The following is a 17,997-nucleotide window of genomic DNA, read 5'->3' on the forward strand; positions in this document are numbered from 1 at the left end:
TTTGCTCCTTTAATTGTAGTTAAATTTTTTCCATTCTTCTTTATTTAGTGAAGTTTTTATGAGATTTTTTGGGAAATCTTGTGGGATTATGAAGTCTTCATCTACTAAGATGTGTTCTAATTTCTTGCACTCTAAAATCTCTATAGGTAGGGATTTTATAGAAGTGCCACTTATATCTAGCAATCTTAATTCTTCTAAATTTTTAATCTTATCTGAAAGCTCGCTTATATCTGTGCCTGAAATATCAAGATATTCTAGGCTTTTTATACCAAAAATTTCGCTTGGAAGAGTGGAAATAGGGTGGTAAGAGACATTAATTTTTTGAAGTCCTTTTAGCTTTCCTAACTCTTTTGGTAGCTCATTTACTTTTGGACAATCTCTAAGAAGCCCAAAAACACGGGTTTGTAACAACCACTCTTTAAGTTCTGGTGCATCATAGCCATCATCATACCACCTAAACTCATCTAGCATATCTTCTAGAATAAGCCCACAATCATGGCAGTTATTCCATAACCAAGTGCTAAGGGCTTTAAATTCTTTTTGGGTTAAATGTGAGGTGTGTTCTTTTTCATAATCTGTAAGTGGAATTTTATTTCCATTTTTAATAAGTTCAAAATTAGCTTTGTAAAAGCTAGTATCTAGGCTTGTGAGTTTATTATAAGAAATATCAAGCTTTTGTAAGTTTGGCAGGGTGGTGAGTTCTTTTGAAACCTCGCTTAGTGCATTACAAGAAAGTTTTAAAGTTTTAAGATTTTGCAAAGCAAGAAGGCAAGGCAAAGATGAAATTTTATTAGAGCTTAAATTAAGCTTTTTTAGGCTTTTAAACTCTAAAATCTCTCTAGGGAAGTAACTAAGTGCATTTTTACCTAAATCAAGCTTTTTTAAATTTGGAGTGTTAAGGTTTTTAAGTCCAATAGAATCTGTTTCATTTTTATTTTCTAGTAAATTACCATATATGCTTAGGTGTGTGAGATTGGGTAAAGAAAGTGGTGGCATTTCGCAAAAGCAGTTGTGAGCTAAATTAAGCTTTTTTAAACTTTTTAGCTCATTTATTTTATCTAGTTGCCAAAAGCTATTGTTATACAGACTTAATTTTTGTAAATTTTTTAGCTCTAAAACAAAACTAGGCAATTCTTCTAAGCACAAGCCCTCTAGCTTTAAATGCCAAATATCAAGCTTTTTTAAATAAGATTCTACTCCCTTAAACATCTCTGCATTAATTTTTGAAAAGTCTGTATTGCTATTAGCATTAAAGCATAATTTGTGCTGTTTATTAAAATGTTTTAAAAAATCTTCTAAATTTTTAGGAAACATTTGTTTGTTTTTATAAGATTTATTGCCAAAATTTTCATAAAACCACTCTTGCAAGGTTTTGTATTCTTGTTCATTAAGGCTTTGCAAAAAATACTCCTAAAAGATTTTAACAAATTGTTATTATATCAAAAAGTATCAAAATAAATAATGTTTAAAATTATTTGCCTAAATTCTATTATTTTAATAAAAATTTCTATATGATAATAAGTATCATTAAAATTCTATCAAGAACTTAAAATGATGAACTTAAATTTAAAGGAGAAACATGAAAAGAATTAAGCTTATTTTGGCTTTAAGTTTAGTAGCATTTGCTTTTGTTAGTTGTTCTAAAAAGCAACCAGATACTAATCAGATTGAAGCTATAAAAATCAATCCGCTTGGGCGTTCGTTTGGTGCTTGGAATGATAATGATCCATTGCGTTTAGGGGCAAAGCCAACTCCTCCTGTGGAATTGGAGAGGGGCAATGTTTTTAAAGAGCCTTTTTTGGTAGATGGAAAAAATATTGTTCCTGCAACTCCTCTAAATCCACCTATTATTAAGCCAAATCCAAATGCAAAAGGTGCAGTAAATGGCCCACAACCTTTATTGGGTAGCGATGGGAAATTAAATCAAATGCAGGTTTTTGAAAATAGGGGAATTATGAGTGAATATGTTGGCATTATGGGTGCAGGTGGAGAACTTTTAACCGTGTGGGCATTGGCTTCTGGAAATTGGATTTGGGGTTATACACATATTAATAGCAAATCTCTTGGCAATGCAAGAATTTGGCGTGTGATTGAATATCCAAAGAACTTTGTAATGTTTAAAAATGTTCGCACTGGGAATTGTTTAACAGCTTATAGAAGTGGAACTGTGCATTATCCATGTGATCCTAGTAATCAAAGTCAGTTTTGGGAGCTAAAACCTATGAGTAATCAAGCTATGCAAATCAAAAATCTAGCAAATGGAAAATGTTTGCAATCTAAAATTGACAATCCTTTGGGAGATTTTTATAAAGTGTTTGAAATACTAACAGATACTTGTGTAAAATCTGGTGTAAGTAATCTTGATCAGCAGTGGTATTTGGTTGCACCAACTTTTGCTGCAAAAGCAATTATTATAGACAAATAGGAGGGGCTATGAAAAAGATTATTTTAATTTTTAGCTTATGTGTGGGGTTTGCTTTTGCGGGGCTAGAAGAATTTAATATTGGCACTTGGAATTTGCAAGGCTCTTCAGCTTCAAGCGAAAGTAAATGGAATGTGAGCGTAAGACAGCTTATTTCTAATGATGCTCCATTAGATGTATTGATGGTGCAAGAAGCTGGAGTGTTACCTCAAAGTGCAGTGATGACACCAAGAGTGGTTCAACCAGTAGGCGTTGGTATCCCAACACATGAATATGAATGGAATCTAGGCACAGCATCACGCCCTCAATCTGTGTGGATTTATTATTCTCGTATTGATGTGGGTGCAAATAGAGTAAATTTGGCTATTGTTAGCAGACAAAGAGCAGATGAAGTGTTTGTAATCCCACCGCCCACAGTTGCTTCACGCCCCATTTTAGGAATCCGCATAGGAAATAACGCATTTTTTAATATCCATGCACTTGCACGCGGTGGAAATGATGCAGGAGCATTGATAACAGCAGTGGATATGCAAATGAGAAGCCAAAGAAATGTAGATTGGATTATAGCAGGTGATTTTAATAGAGAACCTAATATGATTACAAGCTTGATTGATAGAGAACTAGCAACAAGAATTAATATAGTAGCCCAAAGTAGTGCTACTCAAGCAAGTGGAAGGGTGCTTGATTATGCAATTACAGGCAATTCAAACACAAGAGCTACTTATATTCCACCACCACTTGCTGCAATTTTGCTTTTAGCAGGGCTTAGGACACATTTAACATCTGATCACTTTCCAGTAAATTTTAGAAGATTTTAAAGGAGTTTTGCAATGAAAAGAATAAGAAAGTTATTTTTAGCCCTATCTATATCTTTTGTGTGTTTTAATCCGCTTTTTGCAGAAGATCCTGGAGAGCTTAGTGAATTTACACAGATTTTTACTATCCGATCACTTGAAACTGGGATTAGTCTAAGTCCTTTTAGGGAAACTTCTCAAAGATTGATTGATCAAAATTGGAGAATACGCGAAATTCAGCCTAATGATACTATTAAACAGAGAGATAAGAGACTATCAAAAATCGTTCCTTTTGGATATGTGCAGTTTGTAAATCCCTCAAATGAAGATATTTGTTTGGCAATTTTAGATAAAGGATTTTTTGGAGGTAAATCTTGTTCTAAAGATTTAGAAGATGGGACTTTGGAAACAATTTTTTCTATAATGCCTACAAATACAGCAGGAGTTCAAATTCGCTCTTTAGTGCTAGAAGCAAATGAATGTATTGTAACTTATTATAATCCAAATGTTCCTATTGAAAATCGCTTTGGATTGCAACCTTGCACGATTGATGAAACTCTGCCTGCGGCTTTAAATGAGTTGATGTTTTTTGCACCACCTCTTATTGAGGCTACTCCTATAGAATAGAGGGTAGGGCTGTATGCCCTAGCTTTTAGGTTTGGAAGTTAAAAATCTCTAATTGTTGCGTGTTTAGCTAAAATAAACTTAATTCATTTTAACATAGCAAAAAGCCCAAAACGGCCACAATTTTTACTTAAACGATAGGAAAAAAATTCTTCCCCTTTGCAGTGTGTGCAAATTTGGCTGATTGTTATTTTATTGATATTGCATTGTTTTAATTGTGCTTTGATAACTGCTATTAAGTCTAAGTGTATTTTTCCATCTTTGTAGATTTTTCCTATCTCTAATTCCTTATCTATTACTTCTTCTCCTACTTCATAGCAACAACCTCTAATAGAAGGTCCTATATAGCAAGAAATCTCTTCAGCTTCACAAGATTTTCTTAAAATTTCTATAGCTTTATAAATAATACCTTTTTGCAAAGAGACTCTACCTCCATGGAGAAGTGCAAGCATCTTAGAAGAATAGAGTAAAATAGGGTTGCAATCAGCCACCATTACCATACCTAAAATTCCACTTTTATCTAGTATGATACCGTCTCCATCTCCCAAAAAACCTCCTTTTTTGGCATTTTTGATTTCGCTTCCATGCACTTGATTGAGCCAAGCTAGATTTTCTAATTCTACCCCCCATTCTTTTAGGATTTTTTTGCGATTTTCCAAGACATTTTTTTCATTGTCGCCTACATGTAGGGCGATATTCAAGGGGGCTTTGCTTAAAAAGGCACAAATTTTATCTGTATTTAGAATTTCTTTAGAGTTTTTGTGCATAGCGTTCATAGCTTTGCATAATCAAAGCTGCTCCTTTGGAAATGTCTAAAATTGGATCAGGAGAAAGTCTAATTTTCATTTTTAATTCTTCTTCTAAAATCTCTTTAAATCCACTCATTAGAGCCATTCCACCCGTCAAAATTGCACCATCATCAATAATATCAGGAGCAATTTGTGGGGGAGTATTATGGATAGCTTCAAGCACGATTTGCTTGATTTTTAAAATCTCATTTAAAAGTAAGTTTCTTAATTCTTGCATATCTACTTCAAAGAGTGCAGGTAATCCGCTTACTAAATCTTTAGCACTAATATTAATGGGTGGATTGTCCTCTAAAAGTTTGATTTTTCTTTTAATATCTTCAGCAATTTCTTTGCTAATGGCAATATTTTTATTGTGTCTAAAATGTTCTACTAAAATACTATTTAAATGATCTCCTGCCTCTTTGGAATAAGAACTTGTAACAAGCCCTCCAAGAGTGATAATGCTAACCTCAACCACTCCTCCACCTGCATCAATTACCATAGTGCCTCTTGGAGTGCTAATATCCACGCCTGCTCCTACGCTTGCACTAAAAGGATCCTCTATGAGCAAAACTTCTTTAGCACCTGCTAAAATTGTCGCCTCATATAAAGAATATCGCTCTACTTGGGTAAGGTTTTGGGGGATACTAATGCCAACGCGTGGAGAGAGAGAACCTACTTTACTTTTTTCTATGAGATTTTTCATAAAGATTTTTGTAGTTTCAAAGTCGCTAATAGCTCCATTTAGTAGAGGATTTATAACCAAATAATCCTTAGGCACTCTTCCTAGCATCTTTTTTGCTTGATTGCCAACAGCAACTATTCTTTTGGAACCAAACCGACAATCTAATGCAATGCAAGTTGCCTCATTAAATACAACATTATCTATATCATTTCTTAGGATTGTATTTACAGTCCCAAGATCAATTGCAATATCACTTCTATTTAAAATAGCCATATTTCTCACTTATAAATACTTCTTTATATGTTTCAAGAGCGTTATTATAGCAAACTCATCTATTTTTATTTATAAAAAACTTACAAAATTGCCTTAAAATTTTAAAATTTTTGCAAGTTTGGCTTATAACTTAAAAAAGTGTTTAAAATTGCACAAATTTCAGTTGATTTTTATTTTTAAAAAAAGGAGTGTCGTATAAAAATAGATAATATAAAATTTGCCTAAAACGGACAATTTTGATACAATTATTTTTATGGAACAACTAGATACACAAATCATTCGTAATTTAAAAAATATCTCTCTTTCTATGTTTCGTAAAAATTTCTTTGGAATTTTTCATGGATCTATTTCTACAAAACTTGAAGAGGGACATTTTCTTATCAATAAAAAAGACGCTATTTTTGATGATTTAAATCAAGATTCTTTTATTACACTTTATCATAAGCAAGATTATCGCTGGAATGACGCTAGTATTGATGCTTTTATCCATTCTTTGCTTTATCAAAATATTCCTAATGCTAAGTATATTGCTTATGGTATGCCACCTTTTACGATTGCTTATACACTTTCACATAATCAAATTACCCCTAAAGACTATTTTGGCTATGAGCTTTTAGGCAATATTGAAGTATATAATCCAAAAGATTATGATACTTGGTATGAGCGTGCAGATGTGGAGATTAACCGATTTTTTAAAGAAAATGATAAAAAGATTATGGTGATTAAGGGGTATGGAGTGTATGTTTATCATCGCGATTTAGAAATGCTTTCTAAACTGATTGCTGTGCTAGAAAATAGTTGCAAGATTCTGCATTTTGATGCAATCTTGCAAAATCATAAAAGCAACGAAGATTTATTTGATATTTAGCTTGATGTCTTTGCTGATAATATCTAAGCTACCATCTTCATTTTTGACAAGTTTGCTTTTTTGATTAAAAAGAGCTGTGCTAATATCTGCTTCAATTTCCATAGAGTCAGGATCGCATATCATTCTTGTCATTCCTCCATTGCCTATGCTTAAAGTATTTCCTTCTATGCTATATCCACCAAAGAAGTTATTGCAACCTGCATAGCCAAAGATTTTCCCCTCTTTGAAGCCTAGAAAAAACTTTTTCTCTCCTTCTTTTACAGAAAGGATATTATCCACACCATTTTTAGTATATTTTGTAATACTCCATTGTTCTTTTTGGCTTAAAATCTCTTCAAAGTTGTAGTTTTGTGCTACTCCACTTTTGCTAGAGCAAGCACTAAAAATAAGTCCTACACCAAATAATCCAGCTAATATTTTTTTTTGCATTTTTTCTCCTTATTTTAAACGAACAATATTTACTTTTGCATTGGATCGTAATTTTTCAAAATACTCATAGATGATATAATCTTCTTTTTGTGTAACCATCTTTTGTATAACAACATTTTTAACATTTTCAAAAGGCAATAAAGTAGGGTTGTTTTTAGCCATTACTTTAAAAGTAACAAACTGCCCATCAATTGGGTAAATAGGAGTGAAACCTCCTATTTTTGCCTGCGTAAAATCTCGCACAATTTGAGGATTTAATGCAACAGTTTGCAAAACTTCATTTTCTTGTGCTACGCCCTTTTGTAAAGTTTTCCCAGCATTTTTAATTGTATTTTCAATAGATTTTGCATCCTTGCTATAAAACTTCACTACATCTATACTTTGTGGAATAGAAAATTCTGCTTGATTGGCATTGTAATAATCCATTAACTCACGCTCATCAAGATTTTTTAAATTTTCTTGTGTGATAGATTGGTAGAGCTTTTGTTTTAAAAGTCTTTCTTTAATTTCTTTTTTGTAGGCTTCAAAATTTCCACCATTGCTTTCTACATAGGCTTTAACTTGTTCTATAGTTGCCTTGTTTTTTTTAGCAAGTGCGGCAATTTCTTCATTAATTTCTAGCTCATTTACATCAATATTGCGTTTTTTAATCTCATCTTCATGTAATTTTTTATTGATAAGAATATCAATGGCAACATCTTGTGTTACTTTTGCCTCTTGTGCGGTAGAATAAAGCTCTAAAAGAGTAATAGGCGAACCATTTACAAAAAGTGCAATACCATTTACCAAAGAGGGAGCAGCGATTAATGCACTACCCAGTGTGCTACTAAGCACTAAGCTTGTTAGCATTTTTTTTAAATTTATTTGCCTCATAAATCTTCCTTAAAATGAAGTGTTTTATTTTAGCTAAACTCTTTTAAGATTCCTTTTAAAATCTCCCAAAATTTCCAAAAACTTTGCATATCTAAATGTTCTCTTTTGGAATGTGGGCACAAAATGGTAGGCCCAATGGAAACAAAGCTTTTATTAGGAAATTTTTGTTTTAAGATTCCACATTCTAATCCTGCATGGATACTTTTAATTTGTGCTTTTTGGTTGTGTTCTTTATAGATTTTAGCTACTTTAAACACAAATTCTCCCTCTTCACGCTCCCATGGTAGATAGAAGTCCTGCACATCACTTATAAAACCTAATTGTTCAAGCATATTTTGTTTTTTTTCTAAAAGCTTTCGCATTTCTTCTTCTTTGTTACCCCTATCCATAAAAATTAAAGTGAATTTATCGCCATCTTGCTTGATAATTCCAAGATTGCTTGATAGCACTACATTATCTTCTTCACATCTTAAAACTCCTAAAGGTATTTTAAAAATCACATCCATTAGGGCTGATGTATCATAAGCTTGTTTTTCATCATGGTTTGTAGGTTTTAAGACAAAATGGTTTGTATCAAACTTTATATTTGTAAAATCTTTTTTGAAAGCTACTAATGCACTAGCATGAACAGGGATAGAATTTCTTTTCTCTCCTCCACTAAATTGCAAAATTTCTCCATCATTTTCTTTTATCATTTTGAAAAGTTCTATGAGGGCATTTGGGATATTTTTATGAATATCTACACCACTATGTCCGCCTTTAAAGTTTTGTGTTTGCACTCTAAAGAAATTCCACTCTCCCTCTAAATTCTTTTTATTTAATTTTTGTGAAGCGATTAAATCATAGCCACCAGCACAACTAAGAACGATTTCGCCGATATCTTCACTATCGCAATTTAAAACAAAAGGACTTAAAATCTCCAGCTCACAATCCCTAGCACCCTCCATTCCCACTTCTTCATCTGCACTAAAAAGACATTCTATATGGCTAAATTCTTTTAAAGCTACAAGCATACAAGCAACTGCCACACCATTATCAGCTCCTAGACTAGAGTCTTTTGCACCAAGCCATTCTTTATCATCTTTGGTAAAAAAATAAGGCTCTATTTTAAAATTACTGTTTCCTACATATACCATATCATAATGTCCTTGTAGGCATATTTTGGGATTTCCCTTAGAGCATAGCACATTCCCAGCTTTATCTTCTTTAACTTCTGCACCATATTCGTGTGCTTTTTGAATAATCCAATCTTTTAACATTTTTGCATCCCTACTAGAATGAGGAATTTTGCAGATTTCTAAAAATAAATCTAATGGGTTTAATTCTTGCATTTTCTCTCCTAAAATTTTTGTATTTTGCAAAACTCTACAATTTTTCCATGAAACCTTGCATAAAGGGTATTTAAGGATATTTCATATCCATACAACTCACATACTTTTGTAAAATTTTCTAAAACTCCTTCTTTTAGCCATTCTTTGATTTCTTCATAGCTTTCTAGCTCATACCCAAAACTTTTTAGAAGTTTATAGCTGTATTTATCAGCCACCATCTCATCGCGTAAAGCACCATAGCAAAGAATACTATCACAAGTTTCATTGCCAATACCCTTTTGTGCCAAAAGCCATTCTCTATCTACATTTTCGCAAAAATTTTCAAAATTTCCAAATTCTTCTAAGATATTTTGGCATAGCTTAATGCTTCTTTGGGCTTTTTGTCTAAAAAAACCTAAATCACTCATTAAAATTTCTAAATTTGTATGAGAAACATTAGCTAAAGCCTCTAGGGATAAAATACCCTTATCTTTTAGGCGAGAGAGAACTTTAAAAGCTTGTTCCCATTTAGTATTTTGCACAAAAATAGCCCCCAAAACTACTTCAAAGTTTCCAGCATTTGGCCACCAAAGGGGATGTGGAGGATTTTGTAAATAACCTAAAGATTTTAAAAATACTAAAAGCTCATAGCTATTTGTGATTTTCATCTTTTTCAATTTGTGTGATATTTAAAAGCACAAAGCGGTAGGAGAGATAAATCACTACAGGCCATGCTAATAATAAAAATTCGCTCATTTTTTCTCCTAATAAATATGATGGTTATTTTCTAATTCTTTTTTGGTGAGTTTTACTCTATCCATAGCTTTCCAAACATATGCAATATAGCCCAAAACAAAAGGGGTTAATAAACTTACATATCCCATTACACTCAGTGTATAATAGCTAGAGCTTGCATTAAAAATATGTAAAGAATCTTCTAAATTTATCACACTTGGATAAAAAACTTTATTCCCAAATCCCAAAGTGCTAAGCAAAGAAAAAACTGCCAAAACACTTCCTAAGCCTAAAATAAAAATTGCTTTTTTATAGAGCTTACATAAAAGCATTATACCAGCTATTACTAAAATTACCCCCAAAATAAATAAAATTGCAAAAAAAGGCAAATTGAAAAAGTTTAAAAGATAAATATTGGATACTATTTCTACCATCTTTCCTTTAAGGATAAAACCTTCTTTTAAAAATATCCAAGTTAAAAATGCTAAAAAGAAAATTAAAAATAGTATCCCATAAATTAAAGAGCCTTTTTTGATTTTAGAATACAAACTCTCCTCATCAATGTGATTTAAAAAATAACCCAGTGCTAAAATTCTACTTAAAAATATAAGTGCAATTCCAAGAAGATAATTATAGGGATTTAAAAGTGCTTCTAAGCCTCTAGCAGCTCCTTTCCATTCTACAAAATTTCCTTCTTTTAAAATAAATTCTGCACCGCTAAAAAATGTGCTAAGTGCAATTCCTATCAAAAGAGGGGCTAATATACCATTAATCCACAAAAAGATTTCATAGGTTCTAGTGCCTAAAAAATTTCCTTCTTTTTTTCTGTATTCATAGCTTACAGCCTGTAAAATATAACAAAATAAAATGCAAAGCCAAACCCAATAAGCTCCACCAAAACTTACGCTATAAAAAAGAGGAAAAGCAGCAAAAGCAGCTCCACCAAACATTACTAAGTTTGTAAAGCCAAGCTCCCATTTTCTCCCTAGAGAGTTAATGAGTAATGTTTTTTCCTCCTCATCTTTAGGTAGGGTAAAAATAAGCCCTTGACCTCCTTGCACAAAGAACATAAAAACCAAAAGTCCTCCCAATAGGCTTAAAATCCCCCACCAATAAAGCTGTAATTCCTCTAAATCTAGCCCAAAAAACATATTCTCTCCTTAATGTGCAAAACCTTTTTTAATTTGCTTTATAATAATTCCTATCTCTGCAAGAAGCAACGCACTAAACAATACTAAAAAAATGAAAAATGAAATTTTGATATTTACACTGCCTAGATTTGTTGCTGCTACACTTACTGGCATAAGATCTTGAATAGCCCATGGTTGTCTGCCAACTTCTGCTACAATCCAGCCACATTCTGCGGCAATATAACCTAAAGGAATAGTAATTACACAAAGCCATAAAATTTTTCTAAATTTTGTAATATCGTTTGCCATTGCCAAATAAAGCACGATAATAAATAGCACAAAAAATAAACTTCCTAAGGCCACCATAATATGAAAGGTATAAAAAGTAAGTGCAATAGGTGGCACAGCTTCTTTAGCATCTTTTAAATATCCATAACCAAAATAAGCCATATTTTTTTGCACCTTTTGCACTAATTCTTGCTTTTGCTCATAGGATAATAAGTCTAGAGTATTTGCTCTTTTATGTTCTTGATAGATAGAATAAGCCTCTAATGCAATTTTACCTTTAGCAATCTTCTCATCTACCCCCATAATCCCACGCTCTTTATTCCCATATACTAAATCATTAATTCCAGCTACAAAACTATCAGGACTTCTATGTCCTAAAATAGATAGTGCATAAGGGATAGTGATGTCAAATAAAAATGTGCTTTGCTCATCTCCAATTTGTTTGTTTGGATTTAAGATGCCAAATGCCACAAGTCCTGCTCGATGTTCTCCTTCATAAATTCCTTCCATAGCTGCTAGCTTCATTGGTTGTTTTTGGGTAACTTGATAAGCACTCTCATCCCCACTAATAAATAAAAATACAGAAGTGATTAAGCCAAAGCTAGCTCCTACAACAAGGGATTTTTTAGCCTCTATTTTGTCTTTATTTTTTAAGATAAACCAAGCAGATACACCCACTACAAGTAATGCTGAAATCACATAACCGCTTGAAACTGTATGTAAAAACTTAGAAATTGCCACAGGAGAGAGTGCTACTTCAACAAAATTTGTCATTTCATTTCTTGCACTGTCTAAATTGAAGCTTGTGCCAATGGGATATTGCATCCAGCCATTAGCAACTAAAATCCAAAAAGCACTTAAATTAGAACCTATTGCTACTAGCCAAGTAGAGAGCAAGTGAAAACGCGCTGAAACCTTATCCCAGCCAAAAAACATCACTGCAAAAAATGTAGCCTCTAAAAAGAATGCCAAAAGTCCTTCAATCGCCAAAGGAGCGCCAAAAATATCCCCTACAAACCAAGAATAATTTGCCCAGTTTGTCCCAAATTCAAATTCCATAATAATACCCGTTGCAACCCCAATGGCAAAATTAACTGCAAAAATACCTAGCCAAAATTGTGTGATTTTCTTCCATTGCTCATTTTTAGTTTTTACATAAATGCTTTCCATAATTGCTAAAATAAAAGATAACCCCAAAGTTAAAGGCACAAACAAAAAATGATAAATGGCGGTTAGGGCAAATTGTGCTCTACTCCAATCTACGCTAAGAGCTCTCTGTGCTAATTCTTGTTCCATTTTATCTCCTAAAAATTTACTAAATTTTTACTAACAAACTCGCTTCTTTCTTCTTGTGTAAGAAAACGCTCCTTAAAACCCTCTCCATAAATGAAAATTTTCAAAAAACAAAAAATTACAAGCAATTTAAGAATGATGACTATCCATAAGCTTTTTCCTAAACTCATATTCTTAAATCCCTCATAATAAAGTAAAAAAATCTTTTTGAAAATTCCCATTGTTATTTCCTAAATGTAAAATAAAATTGCAATTCTATTCTTAGAAAAATTAAAAAAAACTAAAAAATAAAAATGTCTTTAAATGCTTATTTTTAGGACTTTTTAAAAGGTTAAATAAATTTAAACTTATTGATTAAAATTTATTGTTTTCTTTTCTTTTTTATATAAAATTTAATTATATTATTTATAATAATTAAACTATTTTTATATTTTTTAAGAATTTTTATTTGGAGGTAAAAATTAGTAATGATTTTATAAGATAGAAATTTAGGTTGCAGTAGTGACTTATTGATTATGAGTAATTGTTTGGGTATTTTATTTAGCTTTTAATAAAGGTGATAAGAAAGGATTTTGTAGAGTTTATAGCTTATAAGAAGTGTAAATAAACCAAATTCCCATCAATTAAAGATGGGAATGGTGCTTTTTAATTTCCCTTTTTCTCATTTACAATAGAAATGATATTATCTCCTACCATAAGAGCAATTTTTTCCATAAATTCTTCAGGGCTTGTAAAGCCTACACAAGAACAATTAATCTCGCCCAAAACATATTTATCATTACCTTTAGAATCTGTATCTAAAATAAAATCTGCCGTCCAAATCAAAGGTAAATCATAATTGCCAAGTTTGCTTCTAATCTCTGGAAGTTGTGCTAAAAACCAATCAATGAGTGCTTTCCATTCTTTTGGCTCATCATAGCGGTATTTTGCACCACTAAATAAAGTCGCTGAAAATGCATCTCCCCCTTCTGCTGGTTTTTTATGTACCACATACACAGGAGTTTTATAAAGCATTAAAATCCTGATTTCCCCTTCTTTAATGCGTGGTAAAAAAGTCATATCTACAAGCATTCCATTATCGCCGATGATATATTGCTCGCAAAAATCCATAAATTCTCCAAGCTCTCTTACTTCTGTATGATTATCTTTGGCTTCTGTGCAGATAATTTTTGTATTGAGTGGCAAAGATTCGCATTTATGATACATATCTTCACTTTCTAATCGCACACGCCAAATTCCTTCGCCTGTAGAACCACGATTTTGTTTTAAAACTCTTTCACCTTTCGCTAAAGTTTTAGGGAAGGTTTCTTTAAAAATTTTTATATCATAATAAGCGTAAGTATCATTAGGAACCAAATCGGTATCGGCTAGTTTTGTGAGTGCATCTTTAGCACCATAGCCTACCATAGCATCTGGATGGGGCATACCTATAAGTCCATCTTCGCATAATTTTCTTAATACATCAAAATAAAGCTTTTCTTCTTTTAGATTTCCTGGATTTACACGAGATACATAACCTACAGCATTATTTTTTACATATTCATAGATTTCCTTTCTTTTATTTTCATCTCTTAAAATAGCATCATCAAAAAACACAACTTCTGCTTCAAAACCTTTAGCTTTGAGTGCATTTACCATAGGCATAGTATCTTTTCTGTGTCCATCAGCACCTTTATCACTACCGCCTTTTGCTTCAAAAAATACAATGTTTTTATGCATTATTTCCTCCTAGAATTAAATATATTTTATAATTCTATCAAAAAGAATTTTAAATAATGAAGTTATTTGGATAATCTTAAAAGCGTATTTATAAAATTTGCTACAATTTGCTACTTTTAGTAGGGGAATAATTTTTATAAAACAAGCCAAATTAAAAGAATAATTATATTGTTAGTTGAAAAATGTAAAAAATTTTATAAAAATTCATTATAGATAAGTTTTGCTACCATAATAAAAGAGATACAAACAATTAAGGGTTTTATAATTTTTATACCATATTTAATAGCAAGTCGTGAGCCAAGATTTGCACCTAAAAATTGCCCCAAAGCCATCAATAATCCAATGCCCCATAAAATATTTCCACCTAGTGTAAAAATAAGCAATGAAGCTAAATTTGTAGAAAAATTATAAAGCTTTGCATTGCCAAGAGCTTGTGTAAGCCCAAAGCCTCCTAAAACAATTAGTGCAATCATCAAAAACGAACCTGTTCCTGGTCCAAAAAATCCATCATAAAATCCAATTCCGCCTAAGGCTAACATTAAAAAGCCTTTGTGGATATTTGTAGCTCTGTCTTCTTCTGTGATTTTTGGCGAAAAAAGAAAATAGATTCCAAAAGCACAAATTAACAAAGGCAAGAATTTCCTTAAAAAGCTAGTATCTACAAACTGGATGCTAATTGTGCCAATCCCTGAAGCAATAAAAACCAAAAGCGCAAAAGGCAAACAAGATTTTAGATTAATATAGCCTTTTTTGTAAAAATGCAAGGTGGCAGAAAAGCTTCCAAAAGAGGATTGGAGCTTGTTTGTAGCGAGTGCTTGTAAGGGGGGAATACCTGCTAAAAGCAGTGCTGGGATAGTTATCATCCCCCCACCACCTGCTATTGCATCTACAAACCCCGCTACAAAGGCAGCTAGAAATAAAAGTCCTATAATGTCATAAGATAAATTAAGCTCTAGCATTTTATCTTCTTAAATTTTCTTCAAGAAGCAAGTTTTTAGCACGATTGTGCCCATTTTATCTACTTTGGCTTCAATTTCTCCATCATTATTTGTGAGTTTAATATTTTTAATAGTTGTTCCGCGTTTTAGATTAGAGTTAGCACCTTTTACTTTTAAATCTTTAATGAGGCTTACACTGTCTCCTGTATTTAATTCTGTTCCATTGGAATCTTTTGGCATTTTATCTCCTAAAATTAAAAATTTTAAGAGATTATATAAAAAAATATTTTAAAATAAGCAAACCAAGAATATAAAGGGCATTTTATGGAGCTGTTACCAGATTTTTTGAAGATCAAAAGGGCTAAAGAAATTTTAGGGCAACTCTCTTCTAGCCAAAGAAGGGATTTTTTATTAGATTGTGCGGATAATTTATTATCGCTTAAAGAAGAAATTTTAAATGCAAATGCAAAAGATTTGCAAAAAGCCCAGGAAAATAACCTTAATGCTTCTATGTGTGCAAGGTTAAGATTAGATTCTAAAAAAATAGAGGTTATGGCAAATTCTTTAAGAGAAATTGCAAATTATAAAGATCCTCTAAATCGTGTAATGGAGGGTTTTAGCAATCATTGTGGTTTGAAGATAGAAAAAGTAAGTGTGCCTTTAGGTGTTGTGGCTATTATTTATGAATCGCGTCCTAATGTTACAAGTGATACTGCAGGACTTTGTTTTAAGAGTGGGAATGTAGCAATTTTAAAAGGAGGTAAGGAGGCACAAAATTCTAATGAGGCAATTATTCAAGCATTTTTTGGTGCATTAAAAAAGCATTCTTTGCCACAAGAGTGCATTACTCTGCTAAAAAGTATGCAAAATAGGGAAGAGTTAAAGGAGATTTTAGAGTTAGAGGGGCTGATTGATCTTGTGATACCTCGTGGGGGAGAGGGGCTTATTAAGTTTGTTAGCACTTATGCGAAAATGCCTGTAATCAAACAAGATAAGGGAGTGTGCCATATTTATGCCCATAAAACTTGTAATCAAAGCCAAGCAATAGAAATTGTTATAAATGCAAAGACTTCCTATCCTAGTGCTTGTAATGCTTGCGAAACTTTGCTGATTGATAGGGAAATTGCCAAAGAGTTTTTAAATAAATGTGCTTTAGCTTTAAAGGAAAAAGATGTGCAACTTAAAGGCACAAAAGAATGTTGCGAGGTTTTAAATGGGTGTGGGATTTTATGCGAGGAAATAGGGGAGAGTGCTTTTAATAATGAATATGGGGAGAATATTATTAATTTAAAAATTGTGGAAAATCTTAGCGAAGCATTAGTGCATATTTCTACTTTTAGTAGCGGACATAGCGAAGCTATTTTGTGTGAGGATTATAGTATAGCAGAAGAGTTTTTAAATAAAGTGGATAGTGCTTGTGTGTATGTAAATGCCTCTACACGCTTTAGCGATGGAGGAGAGTTTGGCTATGGAGCGGAGGTGGGTATTTCTACTTCAAAATTACATGCTAGAGGTCCTATGGGTGTAGAAGCACTAACTAGCTATAAGTATAAAATTAGAGGTGATGGACAAATTAGGGGGTAATATTTACAAAGGTATTTTATTGTGAGCTAGGATTTTTAGCTTTTGTTTGTTAGCATTAGCTTTAGTTTGTGAAAGTTATTTGAGTTTTGCTTGAGATTTTTTAGAAGTATTAGTTGGTAACTTTTAAAGTTTGATACCCACAATTTTTAAAAGAAAACCCATTTTAGTAATCTTTAAATGTTGGTTTGTTATCTCTTAGTAGCCCATTTGGAATTTTACTTATTAGTTCATCTTAGTTTTAGATAATTTGCAAAGCATAAAGTATTTATCCTAATATAAATATGGATAAAAGCATATATAGATGATAGGTAGAGATAAAATATTTTTGTATTTAGACTTGCTAATGGCCTTGTAAATCCTGCACCCTTTCTATCTACCATATAAAAATTGTTTTTAATAATCTTCTCTATTTGCAAAATACAATATCTACCAGCAATCTGCAATCATTTTGGCTATATTGTGATTTGCATAAAATACAAAATAATATTAAATATATTATTCCTAACTTTATTGTTTTTAGACTTTATAGAATATTCCTTTTATGTAAAACTTAATGCAAATTGGTGTATGGATCTATACCATAACTTATCCTAAGTGATATTATTTTATTGTTATAAAGGGTTTTAGCATAGGAAAGATTGCAATCTACATAATAAATTATAATACTAATATACTTTTTATTGTTTCTTCTTTGGTTCAAAATTTTAGCAAAATTAATTTTTGTAAATTGTTTTTCTATGTAGAAATGCAATAAATCATGGTAAAAAAATATCACATTTTTTATTTTGCTTATTGTCACGACCAAAATAAAATTTATGATTATTGTTCTAAATTTCAAAGCTTCCACCTACATTAATTTCAAAAAAAAATAATTAATATTATCTAAAAAATCTTCCTTTGATAACACAGGGAATTTGATCAAAAATGCGGTAAGAAGTTTGCCAGTCTTCATATTTTTAGCTGATTTTAAAAAACTCTTTTAATGACTTCTCGTTAAATTTCCACCCTTTACAAGCTTTTTCCAAGCCAAAATATTGTGTATTTAACAATATTGAATTATTAATGTAAATTTTTTCAATTTTGGAAAAATCTTTTATTGACAAATTAAGATTTTGTTCGGTTGCTAATGTTGAATTAATAATCATGCTTGTATAGCTTAGCACCTTCACTGCTTGTCTTGTATGAAATTTTATCATGTTCATAGATATCTTTATTAGTTAAATGATATTGTGATTTTAAAAAAT

General features: G+C 31.8%; 19 protein-coding genes. 5 read left to right on the forward strand and 14 right to left on the reverse strand.

Features of this window, described 5'->3' with window-relative positions:
- Positions 1-9 precede the first annotated feature (9 nt).
- Positions 10-1,401 (reverse strand): leucine-rich repeat domain-containing protein, encoded by a 1,392-nt coding sequence (locus B6S12_RS01425; RefSeq protein WP_111229039.1) that lies wholly within the window; start codon positions 1,399-1,401, stop codon positions 10-12.
- A gap of 178 nt (positions 1,402-1,579) precedes the next feature.
- On the opposite strand from B6S12_RS01425, the gene B6S12_RS01430 reads away from it, so the two are divergent.
- From B6S12_RS01430 to B6S12_RS01440, 3 genes are read left to right on the forward strand one after another with little or no spacing between them, the layout of a single operon-like run.
- Positions 1,580-2,425, forward strand: a complete 846-nt coding sequence (locus tag B6S12_RS01430; protein WP_111229040.1) for an RICIN domain-containing protein — start codon at positions 1,580-1,582, stop codon at positions 2,423-2,425.
- Between the two features lie 8 nt (positions 2,426-2,433).
- Positions 2,434-3,240, forward strand: a complete 807-nt coding sequence (locus B6S12_RS01435) for a cytolethal distending toxin subunit B family protein (RefSeq protein ID WP_111229041.1) — start codon at positions 2,434-2,436, stop codon at positions 3,238-3,240.
- Between the two features lie 12 nt (positions 3,241-3,252).
- Positions 3,253-3,843, forward strand: coding sequence for an RICIN domain-containing protein (locus tag B6S12_RS01440; RefSeq protein WP_111229042.1), 591 nt, complete (start codon positions 3,253-3,255; stop codon positions 3,841-3,843).
- 83 nt (positions 3,844-3,926) lie between these two features.
- Here the strand turns inward: B6S12_RS01440 and B6S12_RS01445 are convergent, their stop codons facing one another.
- Positions 3,927-4,607, reverse strand: a complete 681-nt coding sequence (locus tag B6S12_RS01445; RefSeq protein ID WP_111229043.1) for a purine nucleoside phosphorylase YfiH/LACC1 family protein — start codon at positions 4,605-4,607, stop codon at positions 3,927-3,929.
- Positions 4,591-5,586 carry a rod shape-determining protein gene (locus B6S12_RS01450; RefSeq protein ID WP_111229044.1) on the reverse strand — a complete coding sequence of 332 codons (996 nt, stop codon included), beginning with the start codon at positions 5,584-5,586 and terminating at the stop codon, positions 4,591-4,593. The genes B6S12_RS01445 and B6S12_RS01450 overlap by 17 nt, the downstream gene beginning before the upstream one ends.
- A 253-nt stretch (positions 5,587-5,839) precedes the next feature.
- Between B6S12_RS01450 and B6S12_RS01455 the strand changes: the two genes are divergently transcribed.
- Positions 5,840-6,454, forward strand: a complete 615-nt coding sequence (locus tag B6S12_RS01455; protein WP_111229074.1) for a class II aldolase and adducin N-terminal domain-containing protein — start codon at positions 5,840-5,842, stop codon at positions 6,452-6,454.
- Here B6S12_RS01455 and B6S12_RS01460 read toward each other — a convergent pair.
- The 10 genes from B6S12_RS01460 to B6S12_RS01505 form a co-directional block, all read right to left on the reverse strand.
- Complete coding sequence (locus B6S12_RS01460; protein ID WP_111229045.1) at positions 6,440-6,883, reverse strand: META domain-containing protein; 444 nt, start codon at positions 6,881-6,883, stop codon at positions 6,440-6,442. The two genes, B6S12_RS01455 and B6S12_RS01460, sit on opposite strands and share 15 nt — an antisense overlap.
- Before the next feature lie 9 nt (positions 6,884-6,892).
- Positions 6,893-7,756, reverse strand: a complete 864-nt coding sequence (locus tag B6S12_RS01465) for a peptidyl-prolyl cis-trans isomerase (RefSeq protein WP_111229046.1) — start codon at positions 7,754-7,756, stop codon at positions 6,893-6,895.
- Positions 7,757-7,785: 29 nt separating this feature from the next.
- On the reverse strand, positions 7,786-9,087 hold the full coding sequence (locus B6S12_RS01470) for a zinc-binding metallopeptidase family protein (RefSeq protein ID WP_111229075.1): 1,302 nt from the start codon (positions 9,085-9,087) through the stop codon (positions 7,786-7,788).
- An 8-nt stretch (positions 9,088-9,095) separates the two neighbouring features.
- The gene (locus B6S12_RS01475) at positions 9,096-9,734 is read right to left on the reverse strand and encodes a 3-methyladenine DNA glycosylase (RefSeq protein WP_111229047.1); all 639 of its coding nucleotides are present in this window, start codon (positions 9,732-9,734) and stop codon (positions 9,096-9,098) included.
- A gap of 96 nt (positions 9,735-9,830) precedes the next feature.
- Entirely contained in the window at positions 9,831-10,952 is a 1,122-nt protein-coding gene (locus B6S12_RS01480) for a cytochrome d ubiquinol oxidase subunit II (RefSeq protein ID WP_111229048.1), read from the reverse strand.
- A 9-nt stretch (positions 10,953-10,961) separates the two neighbouring features.
- Positions 10,962-12,515, reverse strand: coding sequence for a cytochrome ubiquinol oxidase subunit I (locus tag B6S12_RS01485; RefSeq protein WP_111229049.1), 1,554 nt, complete (start codon positions 12,513-12,515; stop codon positions 10,962-10,964).
- Positions 12,516-12,523: 8 nt separating this feature from the next.
- On the reverse strand, positions 12,524-12,733 hold the full coding sequence (locus B6S12_RS01490) for a DUF4492 domain-containing protein (RefSeq protein ID WP_111229050.1): 210 nt from the start codon (positions 12,731-12,733) through the stop codon (positions 12,524-12,526).
- A gap of 424 nt (positions 12,734-13,157) precedes the next feature.
- Positions 13,158-14,231, reverse strand: a complete 1,074-nt coding sequence (locus B6S12_RS01495; protein ID WP_111229051.1) for a Cj0069 family protein — start codon at positions 14,229-14,231, stop codon at positions 13,158-13,160.
- Between the two features lie 194 nt (positions 14,232-14,425).
- Complete coding sequence (locus B6S12_RS01500; protein WP_111229052.1) at positions 14,426-15,190, reverse strand: TSUP family transporter; 765 nt, start codon at positions 15,188-15,190, stop codon at positions 14,426-14,428.
- 9 nt (positions 15,191-15,199) lie between these two features.
- Positions 15,200-15,409 (reverse strand): alkylphosphonate utilization protein, encoded by a 210-nt coding sequence (locus B6S12_RS01505; RefSeq protein WP_111229053.1) that lies wholly within the window; start codon positions 15,407-15,409, stop codon positions 15,200-15,202.
- Between the two features lie 84 nt (positions 15,410-15,493).
- On the opposite strand from B6S12_RS01505, the gene B6S12_RS01510 reads away from it, so the two are divergent.
- On the forward strand, positions 15,494-16,753 hold the full coding sequence (locus tag B6S12_RS01510) for a glutamate-5-semialdehyde dehydrogenase (protein ID WP_111229054.1): 1,260 nt from the start codon (positions 15,494-15,496) through the stop codon (positions 16,751-16,753).
- A gap of 956 nt (positions 16,754-17,709) precedes the next feature.
- On the opposite strand, the gene B6S12_RS01520 is transcribed toward B6S12_RS01510, so the two are convergent.
- Positions 17,710-17,955: a hypothetical protein gene (locus B6S12_RS01520; protein WP_111229056.1), complete on the reverse strand. Its 246-nt coding sequence runs from the start codon at positions 17,953-17,955 to the stop codon at positions 17,710-17,712.
- Positions 17,956-17,997 lie beyond the last annotated feature (42 nt).

It is taken from the genome of Helicobacter valdiviensis (assembly GCF_003245365.1).
In the GTDB taxonomy this organism is placed as follows: domain Bacteria; phylum Campylobacterota; class Campylobacteria; order Campylobacterales; family Helicobacteraceae; genus Helicobacter_D; species Helicobacter_D valdiviensis.